Origin of the sequence: Sphingobium abikonense NBRC 16140 (assembly GCF_001598335.1) — a bacterium.
GTDB lineage: Bacteria > Pseudomonadota > Alphaproteobacteria > Sphingomonadales > Sphingomonadaceae > Sphingobium > Sphingobium abikonense.
Window position 1 is genome coordinate 39,558 of the sequence record NZ_BCYT01000014.1, and the last position, 26,127, is coordinate 65,684.

Below are 26,127 nucleotides of genomic sequence, written 5' to 3' on the forward strand. Positions count from 1 at the left end.
GGAAAATGATGGCAAAGGCCAGGGTCGCTGTTCTGATTTCCGGGCGGGGATCGAATATGGCGGCGTTGCTCTACGCCGCAAAGGCGCACAGCTGTCCTTATGAGATCGTGCTAGTCGCCGCCAATGATCCGGCGGCACCGGGTCTGGCGCTGGCCGAGGCGGAGGGCATCGCGACCTTTGGCCAGAGTCACAAAGGGCTGAAACGCGCCGAATTTGATTCGATCATCGATGCGCAACTGCGCGCTGCGGGTGCGGACTATGTCGCGCTGGCGGGCTATATGCGGCTTCTGTCGCCCGAATTCGTGCGGGCATGGGACGGCCGGATGCTCAACATCCATCCCAGCCTGCTCCCCAAATATAAGGGCCTCGACACGCACCAGCGGGCGATCGATGCCGGGGACAGCCATGCCGGGTGTTCGGTGCATATCGTCACGGCGGAACTGGACGATGGACCGGTGCTGGCGCAAACCCCCGTGGCCATCCTGCCCGGCGACAGCGCCGACAGCCTGGCCGCCCGTATTCTTATCGCCGAACATCAGCTCTATTCGCGCACGCTGGCGGAGTTCGTCACGCGCGAACAGCAGCCCGAATGGATGCTCAATCGCGTCCGGGAAATTGCCCTTGCCCTGCCCCAGGCGGACGAGGTCATCTCCCACGGCATGCCGTGTTTCGGGATCGAAAAGGGCAAGAAATTCGCCTGGTTCACCCGCGACCATCATGGCGACGGCATAGTGGCGCTGCTGGTCAAGACCACCGCGCCGGATGAACAGGCGACGCTGATCGAAGCCGACCCGGACCGCTATTACCGCCCCGCCTATTTCGGTACGGACTGGGTCGGCATCCGGCTGGACCAGGGCGTCAACGACTGGGACCATATCAGCGATCGGCTTCGCGCCAGCTGGCGGCAGGTCGCGCCGAAGACGCTGCTCGGCCTCATGGACATCGCCGAAGATTTTTGAGGGCGAACCGGGCGGCGCGATGGCCGCCCGGTTGTGTCAGGCTCAGGCGTCTGCGAGTGCGGGCGCGCCTTCCAGCACGCCCTTCACATAATCGCGGATCGCCTCATCCTGCGCGTTGGCAAAGAAATATTCCTGGAAGCGTTCGCCAGCGATCGCGGCCTTGAGCAGATCCTGATCGATCGACTTCAGCACGGTCACCATGTCCTTGCACGATGCGTCCTTCAGGGATTTCAGGATGCCGCGGTTCTTCGCCATGATTTCCGCCCGCTCCTTGGGATAGCCAAGACCACGCTCGCCTTCGAACAGCTTGCGGTAGACATCCTGCAGGTTCAGCTCGGCAGCCCAGCCAAAACCCTTGGCATAGGGCATGGAAATGGCGTTGCCATCGTTGATCTGCGCGAACAGGAACGCGTCAGTGGGGTCGATCACCAGTCCGCAGAACACGCCGGGCATGGCGTTGCATGCCAGCATCGATCCCATGCCGGTGCCGCAGCCGGTGACGACGAAGTCGACCGCCTTGGAATTGAGCAGGATGCCGGTCAGGATACCGTTCATGACATAGGTCAGCGAGGCCTTATCCTCGGCCGTATACATGCCATAGTTGAACACTTCATGGCCCAGCGGTTCGGCGACGGCGGTCAATGCCGAATGGATCGTCGCATTCTTGGCCGCCTGGCTGTTTTCCGTAATCAGGGCGATTTTCATCATTAGTCTCCAAATGAGTGGCGGATGGAAAGGCCATTAGCGGTGCAGGTTTTGGAACGCATGCCCACACCTTGGGAATCTCGTCCCTACACGAAAAATGCCACAGCGGAAATCATCAAGCCCATATTCAGCCCGATTGACGCACCCCGCACCGCGCCGGCCCAAATCGCCCATAAGCGCCGGTCCAGGCTTGCCCGATCAAAGCTTCCGCCCTCTTCCCTTCTGCCGTCACGATCCCCATAGAGCAGCAATGACTGACCGCCCTGCCCCGCAAGCCGCCATCGAAATCCGTAACCTCACCAAGGTTTACAAGGGCGGAAAGCGTGCGCTCGATGGCATCGACCTCACCATTCCGCGCGGCCAGATTTACGGATTGCTCGGTCCCAATGGCGCGGGCAAGTCGACCACCATCAACATCCTGGCCGGGATGGTGAACAAGAGCGCGGGGGACGTGCGCATCTGGGGCTTCGACATCGACGTCAATCCACGCAATGCCAAGAATTCGATCGGCATCGTGCCGCAGGAGATCGTCTTCGACCCCTTTTTCACGCCGCTGGAAACGCTGGAAAACCAGGCGGGCTTCTACGGCGTGCCCAAGGACAAGCGTCGGTCGATGGAATTGTTGCGCGCGGTGCATCTGGATGACAAGGCCAATGCCTATGCCCGCACCCTGTCGGGCGGCATGAAGCGCCGCCTACTGGTCGCCAAGGCGATGGTCCATTCCCCGCCCATTCTGGTGCTGGACGAACCCACCGCCGGCGTCGACGTGCAATTGCGTCAGCAGCTATGGGACTATGTGCGCGAACTCAATGCCATGGGCGTCACCATCGTGCTTACCACCCATTATCTCGAGGAAGCCGAAGAACTGTGCGATCGCATCGGCATCATCAACCATGGCAAGGTCATCACCGACAAGCCGACCCGCGAGCTCATCGCCATGGCGCAGGAAAAGGTGGTGCAGGTGACGGTCGATCGCGACCTCACGGCCGCGCCGGACGCGCCCTGCTTTGAAAAGGTCGAATTGACCGGCGAACGCACGCTCACCATCACCTACAGCAAGGACCGCGCCAATGCCGGCCAGGTGCTGAGCGCCGTGCAGGCCAGCGGCCTGTCGATCGTGGACGTAGTGACGCGCGATCCGGACCTGGAGGACGTCTTCCTGCACCTGACGGCGGCGGCGTAAATGGCAAGAGGGAGGGGATATTATGGGCTTCAAGATTTCATGGCTGGCATTTGAAGCGCTCGACAAGGCCACCCTGCTCGATGCGCTCGGCTTCCATGACACCGGTGTATCGGACGAAGCTAACGAAGCTCCCTTCTCCGCTGCTCAGTTGCCTAACGGGTGGAGCATCATCTGGTCGAATGATTTTGGCTGGATAGAAACGCAATCCGTCAAACTTCCCTTTCCAACCCAGAGAGCAATTGCCTGCCAACTGCATGAAGGCCTAATGTTCAGCGCGGCACGCGGCGCTGATGACGGAGCTGAAAAATGGAGCGTCTCTCATGATACGCAAACCGCGTTGCATGATCTTACCTTAGTCGGTGACTTGCCGAGCACCCTTCCCGAAATCAGAAGCAGGTTGTTACGTGAACAGCAGGAGGAGGACCGGAATAGCGCTGAGGTTGATTTCATTTTCGAAATTCCGATTGAGTTGGCCCAAAGCATCACAGGCTTTCGACATGATCTTTGGGAAATAGATGGACGCCGACCAGACTGGACAATCATCGAGCAAACATCCGTCACACCCCGACAGCGCAGCTTCTTTCGCTCGCTATTCAGCCGTAGCTAGGAGCGGCATCCATGCCCACAATCACCCATGACGTCATCATCATCGGTTCCGGCGCCGCCGGCCTCACCGCCGCCATCAATCTGGCGCAGGACCGCAAGGTGCTGGTGCTGGCCAAGGGCGCGCTCGATGGCGGCTCGACCAACTGGGCGCAGGGGGGCATTGCCGCTGTACTCGATGCAGGCGACAGTTTCGAGGCGCATGTCGATGACACGATGGTCGCGGGCGCGGGCCTCAACAATCGCGAGACGGTGGAGTTCGTCGTATCCGAAGCGCCCGCCGCGATCGAGCGGCTGGCGGCGCTGGGCGTACCCTTCAACCCCAGCGCGGATGGCGGCGAGGCCTTTGGCAAGCGCTGGGATCTGACGCGGGAGGGCGGGCACAGCCACCGCCGCATCGTCCATGTCGATGACGCCACCGGCCACGCCGTGCAGGTCGCCTTGCTGAAAGCCGCGCGCGCCAATCCCAACATCACGCTGATGGAGGATATGGTCGCGATCGACCTTATTACCTCACGCCATGGCGAGCGCTATTCGGGCGACGGCCATGTCTGGGGCGTCTATGCCTTCAACAAGGCGACCAAGCGCGTCGATGCCCTTATCGGCCGCGCGACCATATTGTGCACCGGCGGCGCGGGCCGCACCTATCTCTTTTCCACAGCGCCGCGCGGCGCGACCGGTGACGGCATCGCCATGGCCTGGCGCGCGGGCTGCCGCGTCTCCAACATGGAGATGAACCAGTTTCACCCGACCTGCCTCTATAATCTGGAGGTCAAGAATTTCCTTATCACAGAAGCGGTGCGCGGCGAAGGCGGCCATCTGAAGCTCCCCCCCGGGGTGCCGGGCGGGGGCGAGCGCTTCATGCCGCGTTTCGACGATCGCGCCGAACTCGCCCCGCGCGATATCGTCGCGCGCGCGATCGACCATGAAATCAAGCGCCTGGGTCTGGACTATGTCCATCTCGACATCAGCCACCAGCCGCCCGAATTTGTGAAGCATCACTTCCCCACCATCTATGCGCGCCTACTGGACCTCGACATCGACATCACCAAAGAGCCGATCCCGGTCGTCCCGGCGCAGCATTATACTTGCGGCGGCGTCATCATCGATCTGGACGGGCGCACCGACCTGCCCGGCCTCTATGCCGCCGGCGAAGTGACCGAAAGCGGCCTGCACGGCGCCAATCGCCTGGCGTCCAACTCGCTGCTCGAATGTTTCGTCTTCGGCGAAGCGGCGGCCAAGCATATTCGCGGGTCCTGGGATCAGCTGCCCCCACCACCCGCGATCCGCGCCTGGGACGAAAGCCGCGTCACCAACAGCGACGAGGAAGTCATCGTCCAGCATAACTGGAAGGAAATCCGTCGCTTCATGTGGGACTATGTCGGGATTGTCCGCACCACCAAGCGGCTGGAGCGGGCGCAGCACCGCATCGACCTGCTGGCGCGGGAAGTTGACGATTATTACGGCAATTTCCGCGTGACGCCCGACCTTATCGAATTGCGCAATTTGCTGGAGGTCGCGCGCCTCGTCGTCCGCTCCGCGCTCCATCGCAAGGAAAGCCGGGGCCTGCACTATACGCTCGACTATCCCGACACGCTGCCCCAGGCGGTCGATACGGTGCTGGCCCCCTAGCCCGCGACCCGGCGGCCCGGCAACGGTTCGGGTGCGTCGGCTTCGACGATGTGGCGCAAAAGGGTTAGCAGATTGCCCCGGTCGAACGGCTTGTTGAGCAGCGGCCGCCCATTGAAGGCGACGGGCAGATGTTCGGGGCCATAACCCGACAGAAACAGAAAAGGTATGCCCCGGCGATCCAGCGCCTCGGCGATCTGGTCGACCGCCGCTCCTTGCAAATTGCCGTCCAGGATCGCCGCGTCGAACGCAAGCGTTTCGACCGCATCGACCGCTTCGTCCAGTGTCGATGGCGTGCCCACAACGCGCGCGCCCGCATCGGTCAGCACATCGGCCAGTTCGAATGCGATCAACGGCTCATCCTCGACGACCAGAAAGTCCAATCCTTCCAGGATGGTGTGGCTGTTGAGACGCTCGCCATAGATGACCGGCTCGGGAGCCGCGCCGCCGGTCGACAGGCGCGCTGGTCCCATATCCGCCACGACGACAGGCGACCAGGGAAGGTCGAACTGCCAGTGCACGCCTTCCACCGGATAGTCGGCGCTGACGACCCCGCCCTCCCCCAACAGGCTTCGTTCGACCAGCACCGTGCCAAAGCCCTTGCGCGTGGGCGGGGTGACGGCAGGACCGCCGCTCTCGCGCCAGCTCAGCAACAACCGGTCATCCGTTATCCGCCAGTCGATGAACACATGCCCTTCGCGGTTGGACAATGCGCCATATTTGGCGGCATTGGTGCCCAGTTCATGCAGGACCAGCGCCAGATGCAGCGCCAGATTGGGCGGCAATTCGACCTGAGGGCCGGACACGGAACAGCGCCCCTCATCTATCGTGCCCAGGTCCAGCTGGTCCTGCACCAGTTGCGACAGGCTCGCGCTCTGCCAGGTCTGACGGCTGAGCAGGGAATGGGCCTGCGCCAGAGCCTGCAGGCGACCGGTGAATTTGTCGGCGAATTCAGCGGGGCTAGGCGCACCTTTGAGTGTCTGGAACGCGATCGCCTGCACGGACGCCAGCGTATTCTTGACCCGGTGGTTCAGCTCGCCGATCAGAAGATGCTGCGTTTCCTCCGCCCGCCGCCGTTCGGTGATATCCAGTATCTGGACGCTGACCGATGCCGGCCGGCCCTGATGATCCAGCAGCAGCGAATAATAAAATTCGCATTCCAGCGCGGCGCCGTCGATCCGTTTGACCGTATGGACCTGCATGTCCCGCTGTTCGCCGCCCAGTGTGAGCGCAGCGACATGGCGCGTCACCGCGCCCGCCGTCTCCGCGTCCATCCACCCGATCGTCCCGGCGTGACGTCCCAGCACAGCTTCCGCCGACCAGCCGAACAGCCGCTCTGCCCCTCGCGTCCAGCTGATCAGCCGCAGATCAGGCTCGAACTCCACAATGGCGAGCGGCGAATTGTCGCGATGGGCATTGAGCCGGTTGAGCGTGGTGGCCAGTTGCTCGGCCGTGTCGCGCAACGCGTCGCGCTGGCGCGCTAGTGTCTGCCGCTGCCGGCTCAATTCGAAAAAGACATCGGTTTTGCTGCGCAGCATGCGCGTGTCGATGGGCTTCAACAGATAATCGACCGCGCCGGCCTCATATCCGCGAAAACGGCGCTGTTCATCGGTCGCGACCGCCGTCAGAAAGATGATTGGGATAGCGCGCGTCCGCTCCGTCGATCGCATGATCTCGGCCAGTTCGAACCCGTCCATTTCCGGCATCTGCACGTCTAGCAGCGCCAGCGCGAATTCATGCTCCAGCATCAGTTCCAGCGCCTGCGCCCCCGACTGCGCCTTGAACAGGCGCAATCCGTCAGCGGCGAGCAGCGCTTCGAGCGCTTCGAGATTCTGCGGCACATCGTCCACCAGCAGGAAATTGATCGGCGGTTCTTCAGACATGGATGACATTTCCTGCGCTTGCAGCTTTCCTGTAGACGCGCTCTTGCGCGGCAAATTCGCTAAATGCATTTGCATGGGTTGAAAAACGCAAGGTTTCCTTTGCACCAAGCCCCAGAAAACCGCCGCGGACCAGCGAGTCCCGGAACAGGCCGATCGCCCGGTCCTGCAAGGGCCGATCGAAATAGATGAGGACATTGCGGCAGGATATCAGATGCACCTCGCCGAACACCTGATCGCTGACCAGACTATGTTCGGCAAAGACCGTGCGCGCCCGCAGGCCGGGGTCGAAACGCGCGCCGCCATAAGCGGCGGTATAATGATCGCTAAGAGACGTGCGCGCGCCCGACGCCTGATGATTAGCGGTAAAGCCCGCCAGCCGGTCCAAGTCATAGATGCCCAGTTCCGCCTTGCGCAGCGCGGCCGGGCTGATGTCGGTCGCGTAAAACAGCGTGCGACTGTCCAGCCCCTCCTCCCGGAACAGAATGGCGAGGGAATAAAGTTCCTCCCCCGTACTGCATCCCGCCACCCAGACCTTGAGCGAGGGGAAGGTCGCGAGATGGGGAATCACTTCCTCGCGCAGCGCGCGAAAATAGGCGGGGTCGCGAAACATCTCGCTGACATGGATGGTCAGGAAACTCAGCAGGTCGGGCAGGATCGCGGGCTCATGCAGCATGCGATGCTGCAACATGGACAGGCTTTCGCACCGGAAATATTGCTGCGCCCGCACCATGCGGCGCAGCATCGATCCCCGGGAATAGCCGCGAAAATCGAACTGATGCCGACGCCACAGCAGGTCGAGCAAGCTGTCCAGCTCCAGCAATTGCAGCTCGTCGCCGGCGTCGTCCGCCACAACCATGTCCATCGTCATCGCGGCATCCAGACGCGGACCAGAGACAGCAGCTTGTCGACGTCCAGCGGCTTTGCCAGATAGTCATTGGCCCCCGCCGCGATGCACTGCGCCTGATCCTGCGCGGTCGCCTTTGCTGTCAGGCTGATGATCGGCAGGTCGCGCCAGTCCGGATTGGCCCTGATCTCGCGCGTGGCCGTCAGCCCGTCCATTTCGGGCATCATCACGTCCATCAGCACCAGGTCGATTTCCCGACCGCGCTCGCCCTCCAGGAATGTAAGCGCCTCCACGCCGTTGCGCGCGATATGGACGGTCGCGCCATGCGGCTCGAACAGGCTGGTGAGCGCATAGATGTTGCGCACATCATCCTCCGCCACCAGGATGTTGCGCCCTTCCAACAGCGCGTCGCGATTGAGCGCGGTCGCCAGCATCGCCTGCTGCCGCGCAGGCAGGTCGGCGACCACCTGATGCAGGAACAGCGTCACCTCATCGAGCAGCCGTTCGGGCGACTTGGCCCCCTTGATGATGATCGACTTGGAATAGCGGCGCAGGCGCAGCTCTTCCTCGGCCGACAGGTCGCGGCCGGTATAGACGATGACCGGCGGGAAGGAGAGGCTGTCGTCGCGGCTCAGCTTTTCCAGCAGTTCAAAGCCCGATGCGTCGGGCAGGTTGAGGTCCATGACCATGCAATCGAATGTCTGGGTCGACAACCGGTCCAGACATTCGCTTGCGTCGGCTGCCTCCACCGTGTCCACGTCGCGCGTCGCCAGCAGCAGGCGCAGGCTTTCCCGCTGGGTCGCGTCATCCTCCACCAGCAGCACGCGGCGCATGCGGGCGGAAAAATGATGCTGCAAGCCTTCCAGGACATCGGCCAGCTCCTGCCGTTTGACCGGCTTGAACATATAGCCCACCGCGCCACTGGACAGCGCCGCATGGGCATGGTCGGCCACGGACACGCAATGCACCGGAATATGCCGGGTATTGACGTCGCGCTTCAACCGGTCGAGCACGGACAGGCCGCTATGGTCGGGCAGCCCCATGTCGAGGATGATCGCCTGCGGCACGAACTGGCGCGCCAGCGTCACCCCTTCGTCCGCGCTTTCGGCCAGCAGGCACTGAAAATCCATTTCTCGCGCCAAGTCGCACAATATGCGGGCGAAAGCGGGATCGTCCTCGACAAACAGGATGACGCGGCTGTCGCCGGTCAGCGCGTCCCGATCATCCTCGACGGACCGGGCACGGGGAAGCGGCGCTGGCAGGTCGGTGCGGGTCGCCAGCAGCGGGGCCGCCTCGCGCGGCGCGGGCCGATAATGCGAACGGGTAACGGGCGTCTCGGCGAAATGGCGCGGCAGGGTGAGCGTGAAGCTACTCCCCTCCCCCGGTGCGCTCACCAGACTGATCTCGCCGCCCAGCAATTTCGCCAGCTCGCGTGAGATCGACAGGCCCAGCCCCGTGCCGCCATATTTGCGGCTGACCGACCCATCGGCCTGTCGGAAGGGTTCGAACACCGTCTGCTGTTGCTCGGCTGGGATGCCGATGCCCGTATCATGCACGGTAAAGGCGATGGCATCGTCGCCCGCCTCTTCCACCGTCAGCGTCACTTCGCCCTTGTCAGTAAACTTGATCGCGTTCGACAGGAAATTCTTGAGGATCTGCTCCACCCGATGAGGGTCGCTCTCAATCTCGACCGGCATCGCCCCGACCGCGGGTATCCGCAACGCAATCCCTTTCTGGCGGGCGCCCGGCTCCAGCAGAGCATGCAGCTTCTCGACCATCGGCGCGATGCGCATGGGGCGCGTCTGAAGGTCTACATGCCCCGCCTCGATCTTCGAAATATCCAATATGTCGTTGATCAGCAGCAACAGGTCGTTGCCGGACGTCTCGATGGTTTCGGCATGGCGCACCTGCTCCGGAGTCAAATTGCCAGCCCGATTATCGGCCAGCAATCGCGCCATGATCAGCAGGGAATTGAGCGGGGTGCGCAGTTCGTGGCTCATATTGGCCAGAAATTCGGATTTGTAGCGGCTCGCCTGCTCCAGTTCGCGCGCCTGTTCCTCCAGCGACGCCTGCGCGCGCGTCAGGTCATTGCGTTGCTGGACCAGTTGCTGGGTCTGCTCCTCCAGCTCAACATTGGTCTGTTCCAGTTCCGCCTGCTGCGTTTCCAGCCGCGCCTGCGAATCAAGCAGCACCCGGCTCTGCTCCTCCAGTTCCTCGTTCGCGCTGCGCAATTCCTCGCTTTGCGCCTGCAATTCTTCCGATTGCTGCTGCGTTTCCTCCAGCAGTTCCTGCAAGCGCTCACGATAGCGCGCGGCGCGGATCGCCTTGCCGATCGCTTCCCCCGCCCGTTCCAACAGCACCAACGCCTGCGCGTCAGGCTCCTGCGCAAAGCCGATCTCCAGCACGGCAACCACATCATCGTCGGCGCAAGCGGGCGCGACCAGCATGGTTGTGGGCGCGGCCTGACCCATGCCGGTGCCATAGGACAAATAGGAAGATGGCACCGGGCCAATCCGAACAGTCCGCCGTTCCGTGATGGCAACGCCGATCAAGCCATCGTCCGGCCCGGTCGACGCAATGATGTCAGCGCCCTGCGGCACCCCGATGCTGGCGATCCGGCGATAAGCCGCGCCATCATCGACGAACAGCAACGCCGCCTGCGCGTCCAGCCGGGTCGTGAGATAACGGAGCAGGTCTTCGCCCAACGTGGCCAGACTGCGTTCGCCCGCCATCGCCCGGCCAATGCCGATCTGCGACCGCTGCACCCACTCCTCGCGCCGCACCGCGAGCTTGGTGCGGATGAACAGATAGCCAAGGCCACCCAGAAGCCAGGCCGTCAGGCCTCCAAGCGAGCGATTGACCTGCGCCACCACCGGATCGACGCCCGCCGGCGCAATCTGATAGCCGATCACCATCAGCAACGTCGCGATTGCCGCCAGCAACGGCGGAATGATCGCCCGTGACGTCATGTAGGACAATGTTATGGGGAGCAGGTACAGCACCCATACCGACATGCCGAGCGGTAATGCCGTATCCGCCAGAAAAGGCGGGATCATCAGGATCAGAAGGGCTAGAGGGAGCAACGTCGCTGATCGCGCCGGGGTCATCCCGAACAGGGAGGGCATCGTGTCTTCATTCTTTCGTCACAGCGCCCCCACGCCGCGCCGCCATATTGCAAGCCGGTCGCGACGACGCAAGGCTATTCAAACAAATACGCGCCAACCAACGGAGCGGTTGGTCCGCACTTGCCAATTTTGAACAGGACCTCTTGCCATTGGCGGCATTCGCCTCATCCGGCGGGCCAGTGATTGTCCAACAGATCGCGCAATGCCGCCTCAACCTCAGCCCGTTCGCCCCCACCCTTGTGAAACAAGGTCACGGTCACGCCGCGCCGGTCTTTCGCATCGACGCGCAACAGCGGCGCACCACTGCCGCTATGAATGATGACCGCATCCGATCCTGTCCTCTTGGGGGCCTTGGGCGGGCGCGCCTTGTCCCGCATTGTGCCGGTCATGCCGGCCGCCGCCACCAGAGCCCGGATCATTTCCGGCGCATTGGCCGGACCATCCCCCTCCCCTGCCAGTCGCGCCTCGTAAATCCGCCTTGCCTCGCCCAGCACCGCCGCGCGCATGTCGTCGGCTTTCAGGATCGGCTTCAAACTGCCGATATGCGAAATCTTGAGATCGAAGGGATCGGGGAACGCCTGCACCAAATCCTGCGGCAGCCGCGCAAGGTCAAGATAGCGGCTTAGCCATGCTTCCGACTGGTTGAGCCGTTTGGCCATCTGCTTCTGACTGCCGCCATAATAGAGGTCGAGCGCCTTCAAATAATCGCGCGCGCGCTCCAGATCACTAAGGTCCGCGCGCGCACGATTCTCCAGATCGGAGACGCGAAACGCCTGCTCGTCAGTTAAGTCCCTGATTTCAACGAGATAGCGTATCTCGGGATGATTATGCTGCCGCAGCCACGACACCGCCCAATGTCGCCGCGCGCCGCAAATCACCTCGAAATCATAATCCGGGTCCTGAACCCGCCGAACGATCGCGGGCACTTCCTGCTTACCCTGCGCCAGAATGCTTTCAATGAGATCGTTGCACCGATCCTCGTTCAGCGCGGCATAGTCGCGATTATGCCGATGCCATATGCGACAGCGCGCGGGGTCGACCAGTTCCTGGGGGTTGTTCACAACCGATCCCGACGCCAGCTCTGCCAGACGATTGTTGCGACCGCCCAGCACGCCGACGCCCAGCCGCGTCGGCCTGCCCTGCCCTTCGGCGCCCGGATCGACGGCAGACACCAGATCAGCCATGAAACTCTTGTTTCTGGAGTTCATGCCACCCCTCCCTCATCCCGAATTGCAGGGCTGCAATTTGGCGCGCTCATGCATGCCCCTCCTTGCGCAGCCGCCCCAGATGGCTGGGCCAAGTCTTGCGAATATCCAGCTCTATCTCCGCATTCACCCCGTCCAGATAGGTCAGGCACCGGTCGCGCACCGCCTTGCTGGTCATCGGCCCTTCCAGTTCATAGACCGTCATCAACCGCGCAGTCGCATTGTCGATTTCCGCCGAGTCCTTGAGCGGGGTACGCACCATGGCATTGCCATAGACCTGCCGCATCAGGTCGAGCAGCCCCTTCTGCATCGACTTGCCTTCATCCACCTTGGACGCCACGAACCGCAGGAACGCGAGCTGCGGCGCAAGATCGTAGGACGCCAGTTCCTGGATCGTCTCGTCCAGCATGGCCAGGAAAGCAGCGGTTGAGGAAAAGTCCATAACCGTCGGGGGCACCGGCACGACCAGCGCATTGGCCGCCCGCAGCACCGACAGCGAAATGGCGCCAAGCGCGGGCGGCGGGTCCAGGATGATGACGTCGTACAAATCCTGCACCGACGCGATGCCATGCGCCATCCGGTCGAGCAACGCCCCCTGCCCCCGCGCCATCCGCGCGGCCAGTTCATATTCGGACTGGAACAGCCGCAAATTGGCGGGAATCAGGTCCAGGCCATCGAAATGCGTCTTCTTGATCGCATAGTCGAGCGACGCCCGCTCCCCTTCGCGCAGATAGGGGTAGAGCGTCTCATTCTCGTCCAGATCAAGGTCGGGAACATAGCCGAACAGGGTCGTGGCCGACGCCTGGCTGTCGCAATCGATCAGCAGCACCCGATAGCCGCGGATCGCCAGATATTGAGCGAGATGGACCGATATCGTGGACTTGCCCACGCCACCCTTGAAATTCTGCACGGCGATGATCGAACAAGGATCCTCGCGATCGCGCCAGGGCCGCGTGCCGAACGTGCCGCGCATGTCGTTGAGCTGCGCCAGCGTATAGCCCATGCGTCGTCCATTGTCGGCGCGGGGAGGGGGGACGAGCCGACCATCGCTCTCCGCTTCCCGAATCGCCGCTGTCGTCCGCCCGACCAGATCGGCCGCCTTGCCAATCTGAAATGTCGGCTCACGCCGTTCGTCTGCGCGGGCATTGCGCGCAGAATTGCGCAGTTTTTCGAGGACAGACGATGATCGCGCGGCTAGAGTGGCAACATCCAGTGCTTCCCCCAGCCGCACTTGTTCAAATGCGGAAGCCATAGCTGCTCCTTGTGAAACTAGCGTGTTACATCCCCGATTTTCACTTTCTCGTCAATATGGGCCTCTCTTTCGCAAATCAGGATAACGCGACATTTGCGACGCAAGCAACTGATCGTAGCCTGACCTATTGGGGGCAATATAGCAGAGCGCGGGCGAAGCAACCTGACCTATTGGGGGAAGCCAACACGAAATTGCAGGGCTGCAATTTGCTTCTTGTAGTCGCTCTGCGGGGCGTTCCGTCTTGGACTAGAGGTGGCATGAGCGCAGCCCCCAATGGGGCCAATTGCGATCTAAAGCTCGGCGCGCTTTGTAGGGCATTCGCCATCGTTACTGCGGCCTCGCCACCCCGACCGGGTGGTTCGTCGCACATTGTTCGATGTTGGTTTTGCCTGATGGCAAAGCCAATCGGTTTGCCTTCATGGAACGATCCTGAACATGAAGCGAAGCAGACGCCGGCTGCTAGGACAGTGGGGAAGGGCGCTGGCGCGCTAATGTGATCCCCAGAAACGGTCGGTGCCGATCACACCACTGAATGTTTCGAAGAACCGCGCAGACTTCCTTGGTAAGACCCGATCCCGATCGGTTACGCCAAATTTTAAAAGCGCCGAAATTGCAGGGCTGCAATTTGGCTATCCGGGACGGCCGCGCCGCGCGAAGAACGCCTCGCAAAACCCCTTCCAGGATTTCTCCAGTTTGCTACCGGACAGGCTCTCCAGCCGATCGCCCATCGTCTCGCGATAGGCATCAGCGATCAAGTCGACGTCCCAGCCACCGCCGTGCCGCAGGCCGATCGCTCGCGCCGCTTGCTCAGTCACTCCGAAATGCAGTTTCCCACGCGGGAATCGCGCCCATGGCTGTGCCGATGTGTCGGGCTCGCTGTCCTTCTTGGTCGACAGTGACGTCGTCACAGCCTTCAGCAGGTGCGTGACCTCAGCGGGATCGGCAGCTTTCTGGTCGCTGATCGCTACCACCGTTTCTACCGCCTGCTCCCGCCGCGCCTTGCGTCCGGCAGAATGGCGCGCCAGCTCGTCAACAGTGGCGATCTGCGATGGCGCGCCCTTTGGCGCGAAACGAAATTCGATCTCCACCACGGCGCGCCCCCGACGCACTTCTTCCCACTCCACGGTAAAATGGGCGAGCTGGTCAATCTCCGTTTTGGCGATCTTCAACACCTTCCGGCGCAACTGCGCGAAATCGCCATATTTATCGGGATCGATGCCCAACGCTGCTCGCAAGCCGACGATATCGACCTTCCAGACCGGCTGCCGGCGGTGCAGGCGAAGGGCGCCCTCCTCATATAGTTTTAGCGCATAGGCAGAGCGGAACCCCAGCACTGCCTGCCGGTTCATGACCGCATAGGTTTCCGATTCCTGGATCAATCGCCGGGCATCGGGCGTGAACTGCCATTCGATCCAGCCGGTCTCCTTGTCGCCATCCTCCACTTCTTCCCAGGATGCCTGGATCAGGTTGAACCGCTTGGTTGCGCGCTTGCCCCGCCAGCTCTTGTCATCCTCCGCAAACAAGGTGCGATGCAGTTCCTCCAGCATATCGACGATCCGCTCATTGCCTTTATGGCCGCGCCGGATATCGGCCTTGCGCATGCGGTGGGGAATGTCGCGCCATGCATCGCCTCCCGCGGTCAGGATCATTAGTGCCAGCAAGCGCGAGGCGGTCAGGCTGAGCGACTGGCCTTTGACGAACCGCACTTCCACCAGGCGACCTGGTTTGACGAACTCATCGCTACCCTTGCGCGCGAGCGCGGTTGCGACCCGCATGGATCGCGGCGTCGCCGCCTGTTCGTCATCTTCCCCTTGCTCGGCTCTGGCAGAATCGGTCATGGCACACCCCGGTGAGGCGATAAAAATGCCTGTCCTGCCGTGGCGCGTCAAGTCAGGACAGGATGGCTACCGCCCGCTGCCCCCATGAGGTCAGGATGGAATTACGGTGAATCATCCGAACAAGGCTTGCAGCTCCGCGAGTCGCGTTGATTGGGAATCCCAACCACAATCTCGCCCCGATTACCGCTGCAAAGTAAGATCACGCTTCGGCCCCCAGCAGGTCAGGATAGGCCCCAACAGGACAGGAACCGTCCCCCAGAAGGTCAGCCTAAAGCCCCCGCCAAGACAGGGATTCGCCCCCATCGGGTCAGGATCACTTCGAATCCTGCAATAAAAAGAGAAGCTTGCTGCGCCCGAATCTTAGAATCCCTTGAATCGGAGAATCCCCCGCCGCTGCCGCGCCGGGCGTCTTCAACAGAGTATGTCTTCATCATCCCATTCCAGCGGATCGCCTAGTATTACGTCAATCCCAGGCCATGGGTTCCGACAGCTCAAACGGGTTGTCGCTTTTGCGCGGGACCTCCGAAGGCGGCGCTACCGGGATCGAATAATGACGATAGCTGGCTTGGCCGGTGCGTTCGACCAGCAGTCCTGCATCACTTGCGATGGTCAGCAATTTGATCGCGCCGGCGCTGGTCAGGCCCAATTGCCTCGCGGCCATCGCGCTCGTGACATAGGGCCGCACCATCGCGAGGTGCAGCAGTTCGCCCAACCGGCCGGGGCGCCGCCTTGACTCCAAAAAATGCCGCGCGCGTCCGGCAAAGCCGCGCAAGCGCTGTTCCATATCCAGCAACATGCCCGCGCCGCTCCGAATGGCGTCGAGCCAAAGCGCCTCCAGTTCCTCGCCTCGCGCCACGCGCCATCCACTCTGCTGCCTGTCCAGACCCATGGCGACCAGCCCACCTTGCGACCCATCCCAGCGCCCCGGTCCCCAGCGATCGCCAATCAGCACGCTGGCGGCCAGGTCGCTCTGGCCAAGCGGAGCATGCAGGCGCCAGGATGCCCCCAGATGCGCGCCGCCGGTCAGGGGAGGGGAGGTTCGCCAGCCCTCTATTGCGCGCTGCCATGATTCCACACGGGCGACTCTGTCACCGAAGTCCGCCGCGCCGCCGTCGACGCCAAGCCAGTCCAGCACGGCCGCAGCATCCCCGGTCATCGCATCAAGGCTGATCGCTGTTCCGACCAACCGTCGCCCAATGCTGAGATCGAAAACCGACGTCTTCACTACGCGTCGGCCGTCGACCTCAATATCGTGATCGCTCAACGGCGCCATATCGATGGCCGCCAATGCCTGCCGTTCGGCAATCTGTGCGCGGACGCGAAAGGCCGCGCGCACCGGGCTAAGCCGCATCCGCTCCTCCAGACGCCCCAATGCCTCTTGTCCACGAGCGTAGGTAAGACCAGGATCTTCCTTCAAAACCAGCCTCGGACCATATCTTTAATGCTACCTAAAATTACACCATTTCCTAGACAGATAGATGACATAATTTAACAATAAGCACTTTATAGAAAGTCTGCTTGATAGTCCATCGGCTGTCGGCAGTCTCGGCCCTCGCTTCCTCCCATTTCTGTTATTTCGATCGAGAAAAGCAGCTTCAATCGGCCGAAGCAGGCTCCAGCGCGCGTGCCACCAGCGGCGCCAGCCTGCTGGCGATCACGGTCACGCCACGGGCATTGGGATGGATGCCGTCTGCCAGCAGCAATGTCCGGTCGCCCAGAATCCCGTCCAACATGAAGGGGTAGAGCGCCGCGTTATATTTGCGCGCCAGGTCGGGAAAGATCGGGTTGAACGCGGCGGCATATTGCGCCCCCATATTGGGTGAGGCCAACATGCCCGTAAGCATCACCTTGATCCCGCGCGCCTTGGCTTCACGCAATATCGCGTCCAGATTGTCGCGCGTGTCCTGCGGCGACAATCCCCGCAGCATGTCGTTGCCGCCCAGTCCTACCAGCATCAGGTCCGGCGTGCGCGGCAATCCGTCCAGCGTGAAGGCCAGCCGCGCGCGCCCCGCCGCGGTGGTGTCACCCGACACCCCGGCATTCACCACCCGCGCCTGGATGCCGCGCTCGGCCAGCGCATGTTCCAGCACAGGCGCCAAGCCCTGGCCCTGGTCCAGATTATAGCCCGCATAGAGACTGTCGCCGAATGCGACGACCAGCTTGCGGTCGGCGGCTGGGGTCGCATCCGCTGGCGGCTGCGCCTTTTGCAACTGTTCCGTCGCGGGGGGAGGGGGCGGGGCATCGCGCGAACAGCCCGTCGTCAGATGGACAATCAGCGCCAAAGACCCATATTGCGTCAACCTGCCCGCCAAGGACCATTCCCTTCATGCATTCGCCAAGTGATCCTGCAACTATCGCCATATGCGCGCGCAATGTCACGCTGCAGCTGGGAACCCGTGAGGCCCCGGTTACGATCCTCAAGGGGATCGACCTGAAGGTGCTGCGCGGGCAAAGCGTCGCTATCCTGGGCGCGTCCGGCTCTGGGAAAAGTTCGCTGATGGCGGTGCTGACGGGGCTGGAACGCGCGAGCGGCGGCACGGTGAACATTGGTGGCGTCGATTTCGGCGCCTTGGGGGAAGATGAACTGGCGCGCGCGCGGCGCGGGCGGATTGGCATTATCCTCCAATCCTTTCATCTGCTTCCCACCATGACCGCGCTGGAAAATGTCGCGGTCCCTCTCGAACTGGCGGGGCAGGCGGACGCCTTTGCCCTCGCGGCGGACGAATTGCGCGCGGTGGGCCTTGGCCACCGGCTGGATCATTATCCCGCGCAATTGTCGGGCGGGGAGCAGCAGCGCGTTGCCATCGCGCGCGCGGTGGCGCCGCGCCCCACCTTGCTCTTTGCCGACGAGCCCACGGGCAATCTGGATGCCGCGACCGGGGCGGCGATCATGGACCTGTTGTTCGAACGGCAGGCGGCAGCCGGCGCGACATTGCTCATCATCACGCATGACGCCGCACTGGCGCAACGCTGCGAGCGCATCATCGAAATGCGGGACGGGCATATTCTGTCGGATCAGATGGCGTGAGCCGGCTCGACTGGCGCGCAGCATGGCGCATTGCCCGTCGCGACCTGCATCTGCGGTTTCGCGGCCTGCGCCTCCTCTTCCTCTGCCTGTTCCTGGGCGTGGCGACGCTGGCCGCGATCGGCAGCCTGACCAGCGCGATCACGCAGGAACTGCGCGACCGGGGTCGGCTGATCCTGGGCGGCGATATCGAAATCGGCATGACCCAGCGCGAAGCCGGCCTGGGCGACATAGAGGCCTTTCGGCAGCTCGGAACGCTCAGCCAGACCATCCGCATGCGCGCCATGGCGCAGCGCGTGGGGCAGGGGAGGGGGGATGCGCCGCCCGCCATTCTGACCGAGCTCAAGGGCGTCGATGCCGCCTATCCGCTTTACGGCGCGCTGACCCTGGAACATGGGCCCTGTCGTCCGCTTGATGCCGGCGATATCCTGATCGGCGACGCCCTCGCCGAACGGCTGGGCATCGGTCGTGGGGCAAAGCTGCGCTATGGAGATGCGCAGTTCATTGTCCGGGACATCATCAAGGACGAACCCGACCGGCTGGGGGAGGGCTTCACCCTGGGGCCGGTGGCGATCGCCTCCCTGTCCGGGCTTCGCCGCACCGGGCTGATCCAGCCCGGCAGTCTTTATTCCACCAAATATCGCATTCGGCTCGATCCGCGCTATGACGCGGCGACCGTGCGCCGGGACTGGGAAAAGGCGCGCGCGGGCGAAGGTTGGACGTTCAAGGATCGCGATCGCGCCGCGCCCGGCGCCAATCGCTTCATCGACCGGATGGGACAATTTCTGTCGCTGATCGGCCTCGCCGCCCTGGTCATCGCTGGCATCGGCGTCAGCAATGGCGTGGCGTCCTATCTGGCGGGAAAGCGCAACGGCATTGCAACGCTCAAGGCGCTGGGCGCCAGCGCGGCGGATATTGCGCGCATCTACCGATTGCAGGTGGGGGCCGTCGCGCTGCTGGGCATTGCCGCGGGCCTGCTTGTGGGCGTTGCGCTGCCGCCGCTGGTGGTGGCGCTTGCAGGCGATGTGCTGCCGGTCAGCCCCGGCTTTCGCCTGTTTCCGCTGCCGCTGGCGACCAGTGCGCTCTACGGCCTGCTTATCGCTTTTCTCTTCACCTTTCCGCCGCTGGCGCGCGCGCGGACCCAACCTGCGGCGGCCTTGTTCCGGGGCGTGATCGAAAACCGGTCGGGCCTTGACCGGCGCAGCCTCGCCGCCATGGCGGTCGCTGGCCTTCTGCTCCTGGCGTTGGCGCTGGGAACGGCGGGCGATCCGCTCTTTTCCGCCGCCGTTCTCGGCGCGGTCGGGGCGGTCCTGCTCCTGCTGCTTGGCATCGGCATCGCCGTGCGCCGGATCGCCCGGCGACTGCCCCGGCCGCGCCGTCCCTGGCTGCGGCTGGCGCTCGCCAATCTGCACCGGCCCGGGGCGCAAACGGCCGCGCTGATCGTCGCGCTTGGCCTCGCCCTGACCCTGTTCGTGACGCTTGCCGGGATCGAAACCAGCCTGAACGCCGAAATCCGGCAGGTTGTGCCTAAAAAGGCGCCGGCGCAAATCGTACTCGACATTCCCGCGCCGCAGCAGCAGCGCTTCCGCGCCATTGCCCTGGCGCAAGCTCCCGAAGCGCAACTCAACATCGTCCCCGTCCTGCGCGGCACCATTACCGGCTATGGCGACACGCGCGTCGTCGATCTGGTGCAATTGCCCGAGGGCGCATGGTTCCTGCGCGGCGAACGCGGCGTCACCTATAGCGCGCGCCTGCCCGAAGGCAGCGATCTGGTCGCCGGCGCATGGTGGCCCGCCGATTATCGCGGCCCGCCACTCGTCTCGCTCGATGCGGAAGCCGCCCGGACGCTCGGCATTGGCGTGGGCGACAGCCTGACCGTCTCGATCCTGGGACGCGAGATCACAGCGCGCATCGCTTCGCTGCGCAAGGTCAACTGGGACACGATGGGCTTCAACTATGTGCTCGTCTTTTCGCCCGTCACCTTGCAGTCCGCGCCGCACAGCGTTGCCGCCACCATCACCATGGACCCGCGCCATGATGCCGCCATGACCCGCGCGCTGCTGGCGGCCTTCCCCGGCGTGTCGGTGATCGCCGTGGGCGATGTCATTGATCAGGTCGGCACTATCCTGACGCAAATGTCGCGCGCCATCTTGGTCGCGGCTTCGGTCGCGATACTGGCGGGAATCGCGGTGCTGGTGGGCGCCATCGCCGCCGCCCGCCAGTCGCGCAGCTATGACAGCGTCATCCTCAAGACGCTGGGGGCGACGCGGCTGCAACTGCTGGGCGGGCAGGCGCTGGAATATGGCCTGCTCTCGCTGCTGCTGGCTATCGTTGCATTGGCGCTTGGCAGCGCGGCGGCCTGGTTCGTGATCGTTCAGGTCTTCGACTTTACCTGGTCGCCCGACTGGGCGGTCATGCTCGGCACGCTGGCGGGCGGAGCCTTGCTGACGCTGGGCATCGGCCTTGCCGGCGCGCTGCCATTGCTGTCGGTGCGCCCCGCCCGCGCCCTGCGACAGGTCTGACCGGGGGAGGGGGAAGCCGCGGCGCTCCCAAAACTGCGCTCTTTTCTGCAACGCCCTGCTGAAAGGTTGCTGCCCGTCGCGTGCCTATTTCACCTTGGCGAGCGCCGCTGTCATCCGCTTGGCGGCGAAGGGGGGCAGCTTCACGGCCTTGGCGGCGGCGATATCGGCTGGCGTAACCTTGCCCACCTGGACCAGGGCGACCATGCCCATCGAATAATGCGGCATGCATTTGATGCCATAAAGGCCGGGCTTGGTGACGGTCATCGTCACTTCCTTGTTCATGGCCCCCTTCATCGGCGTCGCGCCGGCGGGCAACATATTGGCCATGGTCTCGGCGTTATGGCTGGGATTGGTCGGCATAAATCGGATTTTGTCGCCGGGCGCGGCTTTGACGAAGGACGGTTCGAAAACCATCGCCCCCTCCGCGCCCTGGTTCTTCATGTGGACGATGATCTCCTTGGCGGCTGCGGGCAGGGGCGACAGCAACAGCATGGCGACCGACAGGCGAAGAATGACGGGACGGATCAAGGCTCTCTCCATTGGATGGCTCGGCGTAGGTCGCCGGATTGCCCATGAAAATGCGGGTTTTCCCTGACCCCGCGCAATGGGCCATTGGTCCAAGGCCCCTGTTCAGGCTCCATGCATCGGCCGTCATTCGGGGCGATTGCGTTCCGGACGGACCGGCTCCAGTCGCAAGCCCAGGTCGCGCCAGCCATCGCTCCCTTCCGCCAGCCACCAGACAGGCCGATAGCCCGCGCGATGCAGCCGTCGCGCCGCATTCCAGCTCATCCAGCAATCGGCGAGGCAAAAGACGATCACCGGCATATCGGCGCGCCCTGCGGTCAGCCGCGTCACGCCGCCGATCAGCCATCGTTCGACGGCCGGATCAATGCCTCCCCTGCCGCTTTCGGGGAACCAGTGCGCTCCCGGGATCGTCATTCGCTCCGGCTTCATCGCCGCACCGGAATCGACCGGCGTCACGTCGATGAACAGGGCATCGACACCCGGCCGCAACATCGCTGCGGCTTCGGGTGCGATCCGGGTAACGCCTTCGGGCGCACGCCGCGTCGGTGCGCGATAATGGGCGATCCGATATCCCGCGCTGTCGAACGCGGACGCCTCGACCCCCGTTGGCACTGCGAGCGACAGCATCATCCACGCGACCCCCATCGCCACCTCCTTCCGCGCCCTCGACCCAAGGTGCAATGGTATCGCAAAGCGGCCTGCCTTACCTCCTGCACTTAGGGAGAAGGGACATGAAGGCCATGGTGGCGCTGCTGCTGGCGCTGATCGCCGCGCCGGCGCAGGCGGCGCAGGATTATCCCGCCGATCCGCTGGGATCGCCCATGTGGCGCGCCCATGCCCAAATCTTGTTCGGCGATGATCCCGTCCGCTTCGACGCGCGCGTGAAGGTCGAATTTCCCGCTATTGCGGAGGATCAGCGCGCCTTTCCCGTTGCCATCGATGCGCGCGGAATTCCCGGCGTGCGGCGGATGCTGCTCTTTGCCGATCTCAATCCCATTCCGGTCGCGCTCGACTATCGGCCGATCCATGCCGCGCCTTATGTCGCCACCCGCATCAAGCTCGACCAGCGGACGCCGGTGCGCGGCGCGGTTCAGTTGACAGACGGCCAGTGGCTGGTGTCGGGCGGCTGGATCGACGCGGCGGGCGGGGGCTGTTCCACGCCGCCGGTCAGCCGGGTGAAGGGCGACTGGGCCGATCATCTGGGCGAAATTCGCGGCCGCGCCTGGCCCCAGCAAAATGGCGCGCGGCTGCGGCTTGGCTTCCGCCACCCCATGGACACGGGCCTCGTCGCCAATATCGCGACCTATCATCTCGATCATCTGGCGGTGAAGGATAGCGATGGCCGGCTGCTGGCGGAGATGGATATGTGGGCCAGCGTGGCCGAAGATCCGGCGCTCACCCTGATGCCCGATGCGCCGGCAGGAGGGCGGCTTCTGGTCGAAGCGCGCGATACCAATGGCCGGGACTATGTCGCACGCATCGACGTGGCCCGGCAATCACCGATACCGGCGCGTCCTTGATGCTCTCGCGTCGCAGCGTTCTGACCGGCCTTGCCCTCCTGCCCGTTGTCGCCCGAGCGGCCGAAAGCTACGCGATCGAACCCGAACAGATCGCCGAGGGCATCTGGATGGTGCGCGGGGCCGATGCGCCCATTCAGCCGGATAATGGCGGCGCCATCGCCAATATCGCCATTGTCGATACGCCGGCGGGCACGGTATTGATCGATTGCGGCCCCTCGCTGCGCTATGGCCTGGCGCTCAAGCGCGTGGCCGAAGGGCTGACCGGAAAGCCGGTGATCCGCGTTTATGTGACGCATCTCCATCCCGATCATGGCTTTGGCCTTGGCGCTTTCGACCCCACCCGTGCCGCCGCATTGCCGGGCACCATCGCCGCCATAGAGGCGCAGGGGCAGGGCTTTTCCGACGCCATGTACCGTATCCTTGGCGACTGGATGCGCGGCACCGACCTGTTGCTGCCGCGCGTCGCGCTGACGGCCGGGCAGGAGGATTTTGGCGGCAGGACGCTTCGCCTAATGGCGTTGTCGGGCCACAGTAGCGCCGACCTGGCGCTGCTCGATGAGCAGACCGGGCTGCTGATCGCGGGCGATCTGGTGTTTCACGACCGCGCGCCAAGCACGCCGACCGCCGACTTGCTAGCCTGGTGCGCCAGCCTTGATCGGCTCGCGGCGCTGGATCATGGCGCCTTGCTGCCGGGCCACGGGCCTTTGGATCCTGGCGGCACAGCCGCGATCGCCCAGACTCGCGACTGGCTCGCCTGGCTCGACGCGACATTGACCGATGCCATCGCCGCCGGCCTCGACATGGTGGAGGCGGGGATGCTGCCGATCCCAGATCGCTTCGCCGGCCTCGCCGCCGCGCGGTACGAACTGCAACGCAGCGTCTCGCATTTCTACCCCGAACTGGAGGCACAGCTGCTTCCGCGCGTCGACCGGCCGGACTAGGCCTTTAGAAACGCGCTTTCATCCCCAGATACCAGCGGCGCGGCGCGCCCGGGCCATAAGCGCGCGGGTCCGATGCGCCGGGCGCTTCCTCCAGGTCGATCTCATCCACCTCGCTGAACGTCCCGAATGTGGCATAGCGTCGGTTGAAGGCGTTGCGCACTTCGCCGAACAGGCTGACGCCCGGCACAATCGTCACGCTGCCGCGCAGATTGACGATGGCATAGCCCGGCACTCGGGGCGTATCATTGCCTTCGTCGCCGACCATATATTGGCCGCTCCGCGCCAGCACATCGCCCCCGACCGACCACCGCGCTGTCGCATAATCCAGGCTCAGCGTCGCGCTATGGCGGGGAATGCCCGGCAGCCTGTCGCCGCGCGCCACCGCGATTCTTCCGTCATCATCCGCTTGCGGGTTGGCCGGGCTCGCAAGCGTCAGCGGCGCGCGATAGGTCGCATCGGTGAAGGCGTAGCTGATCGCGCCGGTCAGGCCACCCCGGCTTGCCTTGACGCTGGCCTCGATCCCCTGCCGCCGGGTCGCGCCGATATTCTGGAAATAGGCCCGCCCCCTGATGGCCGATGCGACATATTGGATGTCGTTGCGGTTGCGCGTGCGATAGGCCGACAGCAGCCAGTCGATCCTGATGCCGCCGGCCTGCGCCGATCCGCTCGCGCCCGCCTCCCAGCTTTTGGCCACCACCTGCTTGAGCGGCGGATCGGCGATGAAGAAGTTGGTCAGGCTGCACGGCGCATTTTCGTCGGCGCAGGACAACTCCGCCGGGGTCGGTGCCCGGTTCGTTTCCGCATAGCCCGCCCGCAGCGACAGCGCGTCGTTCGCCTTGTAATCCAGCTCCACGCCCGGATTGACCCGCTGGAACCGGTGCCGGCCGTTGAGCGCCGTGCCGATCTGGTCCTGCAGCACGATCCGCGCATGATTATATCGCAGCCCGATCTCGGCCGACAGGCGCGGCGTTATCGGCAGCTTGTCCTGCACGAAGACGCCCCAATAGTCGCTGTGCGTGACCAGGCTGACCGGCGCGATGGCGCCATCGGCCTGCACGATCATCGCGCCCAGCCCCTCGACGCTGCGCGCGTCGGTCAACGCGCCCAGTTCGACCGACGTGTCGAACCGCGTCCGGCTGGTGTCGTAACTCAGGCCCAGCGCGAAATGGTTGGTGCCGCCCCGCATTGGCCGGTCGTCGATGATCTGGAACAGGGCGCCCATGGCCCGGGTGCGGGTGCGGCCGCGATTGAGCACGCCATAGCCGTCCCCGCCCAGCATGTCGGCGATCGGGACGCCGGCCGCATCGGTCAGCAACGCCTCTTCCTCATCGTCGGGATCATCCCCGACGCTTTCCAGGCACAGCAGCCCTGCCTGCTCCTCCTCCTCGCACGCCTCGATATCGGCCGCGTCGCCGTTGATCGTGCGCAGCGTCAGCCGCTGGGCATAAAGCGTGCCTTCGATCCGCGTGGTATTGGACAGGGCGACCCAAGGATGCAGGCTGATGCGGCCATAGGTCGATTGGCTGTTATCGGGCCAGGTGAACACCGCGCGCCGGTCCGCCGCCAGTAATTCGACCGGGGCGACCCCATTGCCGGTCAGGTCGGTATCCGCGCCCACCAGCTTGACATGCAGGCCGCCCGACGCCGTGTCGAAGCCCAGGTCGAGATAGCCATTATAAAGGGTTGAGGGCGAAAAATCGCGCCAGCCATCCTCATGGCTATATTGGAACGCGCCGTAGGCGCTCAGGTTACCGTGTGCGACGCCGCCTGCAACGCTCGCCTCGCGATAATCGAAACGTCCTGCGCTATAGCTGGCTTCCAGCCCCGGATCGGACAGGCCGGTGCGGGTTTCGACCAGCATTGCCCCGCCCAGCGCGTTGAGGCCATAGACCGGGCTTGCATCCAGCAGGCTCACGCTCCGGATCGCCGCTTCGGGCAGCAGGTCGAACGCCACCGTATCGCCAAAGGGCTGGTTGAACCGCGCCCCGTCCAGATAGACCGCCAGCCCCTGCGCCACGCCCTGCAAGGGCGACGCGGAAAAGCCGCGATAGACCAGATTGGGCTGCCAGGGATTATTCTGGGCATCCTGCAAGGTGATGCCTGCGATGGTCCGGGTCAGCGCGCTAAGCAGGTCGGGCGTGCCGGCGCGTCCGATATCGTCTCGCGTCAGGATCAGCGCATCGTCAATGTCGACAGCACCGCCCGGCGCGGTCACGATGATCGCGCTCCTGTCGGCGTTGCTGTCCGCCTCTCCCTCCGCCGCGCTGCCAGGCGCAGTCCAGACCGCCGTCGATCCGGCCAGCAGTGCAGCCCAGCCTCGCATCATATCCGCTCCCATTTTCCTTGTCGGAACAAGGGTTAGGGGAGG

20 protein-coding genes are annotated in these 26,127 nt (G+C 63.8%); 8 read left to right on the plus strand and 12 right to left on the minus strand.

Going from position 1 to position 26,127, the window contains the following annotated elements; translation table 11 throughout:
- Nucleotides 1-8: 8 nt before the first annotated feature.
- Nucleotides 9-959 carry a phosphoribosylglycinamide formyltransferase gene (purN, locus tag SAB01S_RS13940; protein ID WP_062733709.1) on the plus strand — a complete coding sequence of 317 codons (951 nt, stop codon included), beginning with the start codon at nucleotides 9-11 and terminating at the stop codon, nucleotides 957-959.
- A 42-nt stretch (nucleotides 960-1,001) separates the two neighbouring features.
- Here the strand turns inward: purN and SAB01S_RS13945 are convergent, their stop codons facing one another.
- On the minus strand, nucleotides 1,002-1,664 hold the full coding sequence (locus SAB01S_RS13945; protein WP_062733710.1) for an RpiB/LacA/LacB family sugar-phosphate isomerase: 663 nt from the start codon (nucleotides 1,662-1,664) through the stop codon (nucleotides 1,002-1,004).
- A 250-nt stretch (nucleotides 1,665-1,914) separates the two neighbouring features.
- Between SAB01S_RS13945 and SAB01S_RS13950 the strand changes: the two genes are divergently transcribed.
- The 3 genes from SAB01S_RS13950 to nadB are packed head-to-tail and all read left to right on the plus strand — an operon-like array spanning nucleotide 1,915 to nucleotide 5,082.
- Complete coding sequence (locus SAB01S_RS13950; RefSeq protein WP_062733655.1) at nucleotides 1,915-2,847, plus strand: ABC transporter ATP-binding protein; 933 nt, start codon at nucleotides 1,915-1,917, stop codon at nucleotides 2,845-2,847.
- A gap of 22 nt (nucleotides 2,848-2,869) precedes the next feature.
- Nucleotides 2,870-3,454 (plus strand): hypothetical protein, encoded by a 585-nt coding sequence (locus SAB01S_RS13955; protein ID WP_062733657.1) that lies wholly within the window; start codon nucleotides 2,870-2,872, stop codon nucleotides 3,452-3,454.
- 11 nt (nucleotides 3,455-3,465) lie between these two features.
- Nucleotides 3,466-5,082: an L-aspartate oxidase gene (nadB, locus tag SAB01S_RS13960; protein ID WP_062733658.1), complete on the plus strand. Its 1,617-nt coding sequence runs from the start codon at nucleotides 3,466-3,468 to the stop codon at nucleotides 5,080-5,082.
- On the opposite strand, the gene SAB01S_RS13965 is transcribed toward nadB, so the two are convergent.
- The 8 genes from SAB01S_RS13965 to SAB01S_RS14000 all read right to left on the minus strand — a co-directional run bounded on the left by SAB01S_RS13965 (nucleotide 5,079) and on the right by SAB01S_RS14000 (nucleotide 17,538).
- Complete coding sequence (locus SAB01S_RS13965) at nucleotides 5,079-6,971, minus strand: response regulator (protein ID WP_062733660.1); 1,893 nt, start codon at nucleotides 6,969-6,971, stop codon at nucleotides 5,079-5,081. The two genes, nadB and SAB01S_RS13965, sit on opposite strands and share 4 nt — an antisense overlap.
- Entirely contained in the window at nucleotides 6,955-7,824 is an 870-nt protein-coding gene (locus tag SAB01S_RS13970) for a CheR family methyltransferase (protein ID WP_062733661.1), read from the minus strand. Before SAB01S_RS13970 ends, SAB01S_RS13965 begins: the two co-directional genes overlap by 17 nt.
- Nucleotides 7,825-7,826: 2 nt before the next feature.
- Entirely contained in the window at nucleotides 7,827-10,931 is a 3,105-nt protein-coding gene (locus tag SAB01S_RS13975) for a response regulator (protein WP_083951355.1), read from the minus strand.
- A 164-nt stretch (nucleotides 10,932-11,095) separates the two neighbouring features.
- A complete protein-coding gene (locus SAB01S_RS13980) occupies nucleotides 11,096-12,139 on the minus strand; it encodes a ParB/RepB/Spo0J family partition protein (RefSeq protein ID WP_062733664.1) in 1,044 nt (347 codons plus the stop codon).
- A 46-nt stretch (nucleotides 12,140-12,185) separates the two neighbouring features.
- Complete coding sequence (locus tag SAB01S_RS13985; protein ID WP_062733666.1) at nucleotides 12,186-13,388, minus strand: AAA family ATPase; 1,203 nt, start codon at nucleotides 13,386-13,388, stop codon at nucleotides 12,186-12,188.
- A 629-nt stretch (nucleotides 13,389-14,017) separates the two neighbouring features.
- A complete protein-coding gene (locus SAB01S_RS13990) occupies nucleotides 14,018-15,163 on the minus strand; it encodes a replication initiation protein (RefSeq protein WP_062733712.1) in 1,146 nt (381 codons plus the stop codon).
- Nucleotides 15,164-15,689: 526 nt separating this feature from the next.
- Entirely contained in the window at nucleotides 15,690-16,577 is an 888-nt protein-coding gene (locus SAB01S_RS13995; protein ID WP_062733668.1) for a helix-turn-helix domain-containing protein, read from the minus strand.
- 244 nt (nucleotides 16,578-16,821) lie between these two features.
- Nucleotides 16,822-17,538 (minus strand): arylesterase, encoded by a 717-nt coding sequence (locus SAB01S_RS14000; RefSeq protein WP_062733669.1) that lies wholly within the window; start codon nucleotides 17,536-17,538, stop codon nucleotides 16,822-16,824.
- Between the two features lie 14 nt (nucleotides 17,539-17,552).
- On the opposite strand from SAB01S_RS14000, the gene SAB01S_RS14005 reads away from it, so the two are divergent.
- Together SAB01S_RS14005 and SAB01S_RS14010 are read left to right on the plus strand one after the other, a co-directional pair.
- Complete coding sequence (locus SAB01S_RS14005; RefSeq protein WP_062733671.1) at nucleotides 17,553-18,254, plus strand: ABC transporter ATP-binding protein; 702 nt, start codon at nucleotides 17,553-17,555, stop codon at nucleotides 18,252-18,254.
- Nucleotides 18,251-20,773 (plus strand): ABC transporter permease, encoded by a 2,523-nt coding sequence (locus tag SAB01S_RS14010; RefSeq protein ID WP_062733673.1) that lies wholly within the window; start codon nucleotides 18,251-18,253, stop codon nucleotides 20,771-20,773. Before SAB01S_RS14005 ends, SAB01S_RS14010 begins: the two co-directional genes overlap by 4 nt.
- 84 nt (nucleotides 20,774-20,857) lie before the next feature.
- Here the strand turns inward: SAB01S_RS14010 and SAB01S_RS14015 are convergent, their stop codons facing one another.
- Together SAB01S_RS14015 and SAB01S_RS14020 are read right to left on the minus strand one after the other, a co-directional pair.
- On the minus strand, nucleotides 20,858-21,313 hold the full coding sequence (locus SAB01S_RS14015; RefSeq protein WP_062733674.1) for a pseudoazurin: 456 nt from the start codon (nucleotides 21,311-21,313) through the stop codon (nucleotides 20,858-20,860).
- A gap of 111 nt (nucleotides 21,314-21,424) precedes the next feature.
- Entirely contained in the window at nucleotides 21,425-21,943 is a 519-nt protein-coding gene (locus SAB01S_RS14020; RefSeq protein ID WP_062733676.1) for a rhodanese-like domain-containing protein, read from the minus strand.
- Between the two features lie 86 nt (nucleotides 21,944-22,029).
- On the opposite strand from SAB01S_RS14020, the gene SAB01S_RS14025 reads away from it, so the two are divergent.
- Nucleotides 22,030-22,818, plus strand: coding sequence for a quinoprotein dehydrogenase-associated SoxYZ-like carrier (locus SAB01S_RS14025; protein WP_062733678.1), 789 nt, complete (start codon nucleotides 22,030-22,032; stop codon nucleotides 22,816-22,818).
- The gene (locus SAB01S_RS14030; RefSeq protein ID WP_062733679.1) at nucleotides 22,815-23,759 is read left to right on the plus strand and encodes a quinoprotein relay system zinc metallohydrolase 1; all 945 of its coding nucleotides are present in this window, start codon (nucleotides 22,815-22,817) and stop codon (nucleotides 23,757-23,759) included. Before SAB01S_RS14025 ends, SAB01S_RS14030 begins: the two co-directional genes overlap by 4 nt.
- A 4-nt stretch (nucleotides 23,760-23,763) precedes the next feature.
- Here the strand turns inward: SAB01S_RS14030 and SAB01S_RS14035 are convergent, their stop codons facing one another.
- The gene (locus SAB01S_RS14035) at nucleotides 23,764-26,082 is read right to left on the minus strand and encodes a TonB-dependent receptor (RefSeq protein WP_062733714.1); all 2,319 of its coding nucleotides are present in this window, start codon (nucleotides 26,080-26,082) and stop codon (nucleotides 23,764-23,766) included.
- Between the last annotated feature and the right edge of the window lie 45 nt (nucleotides 26,083-26,127).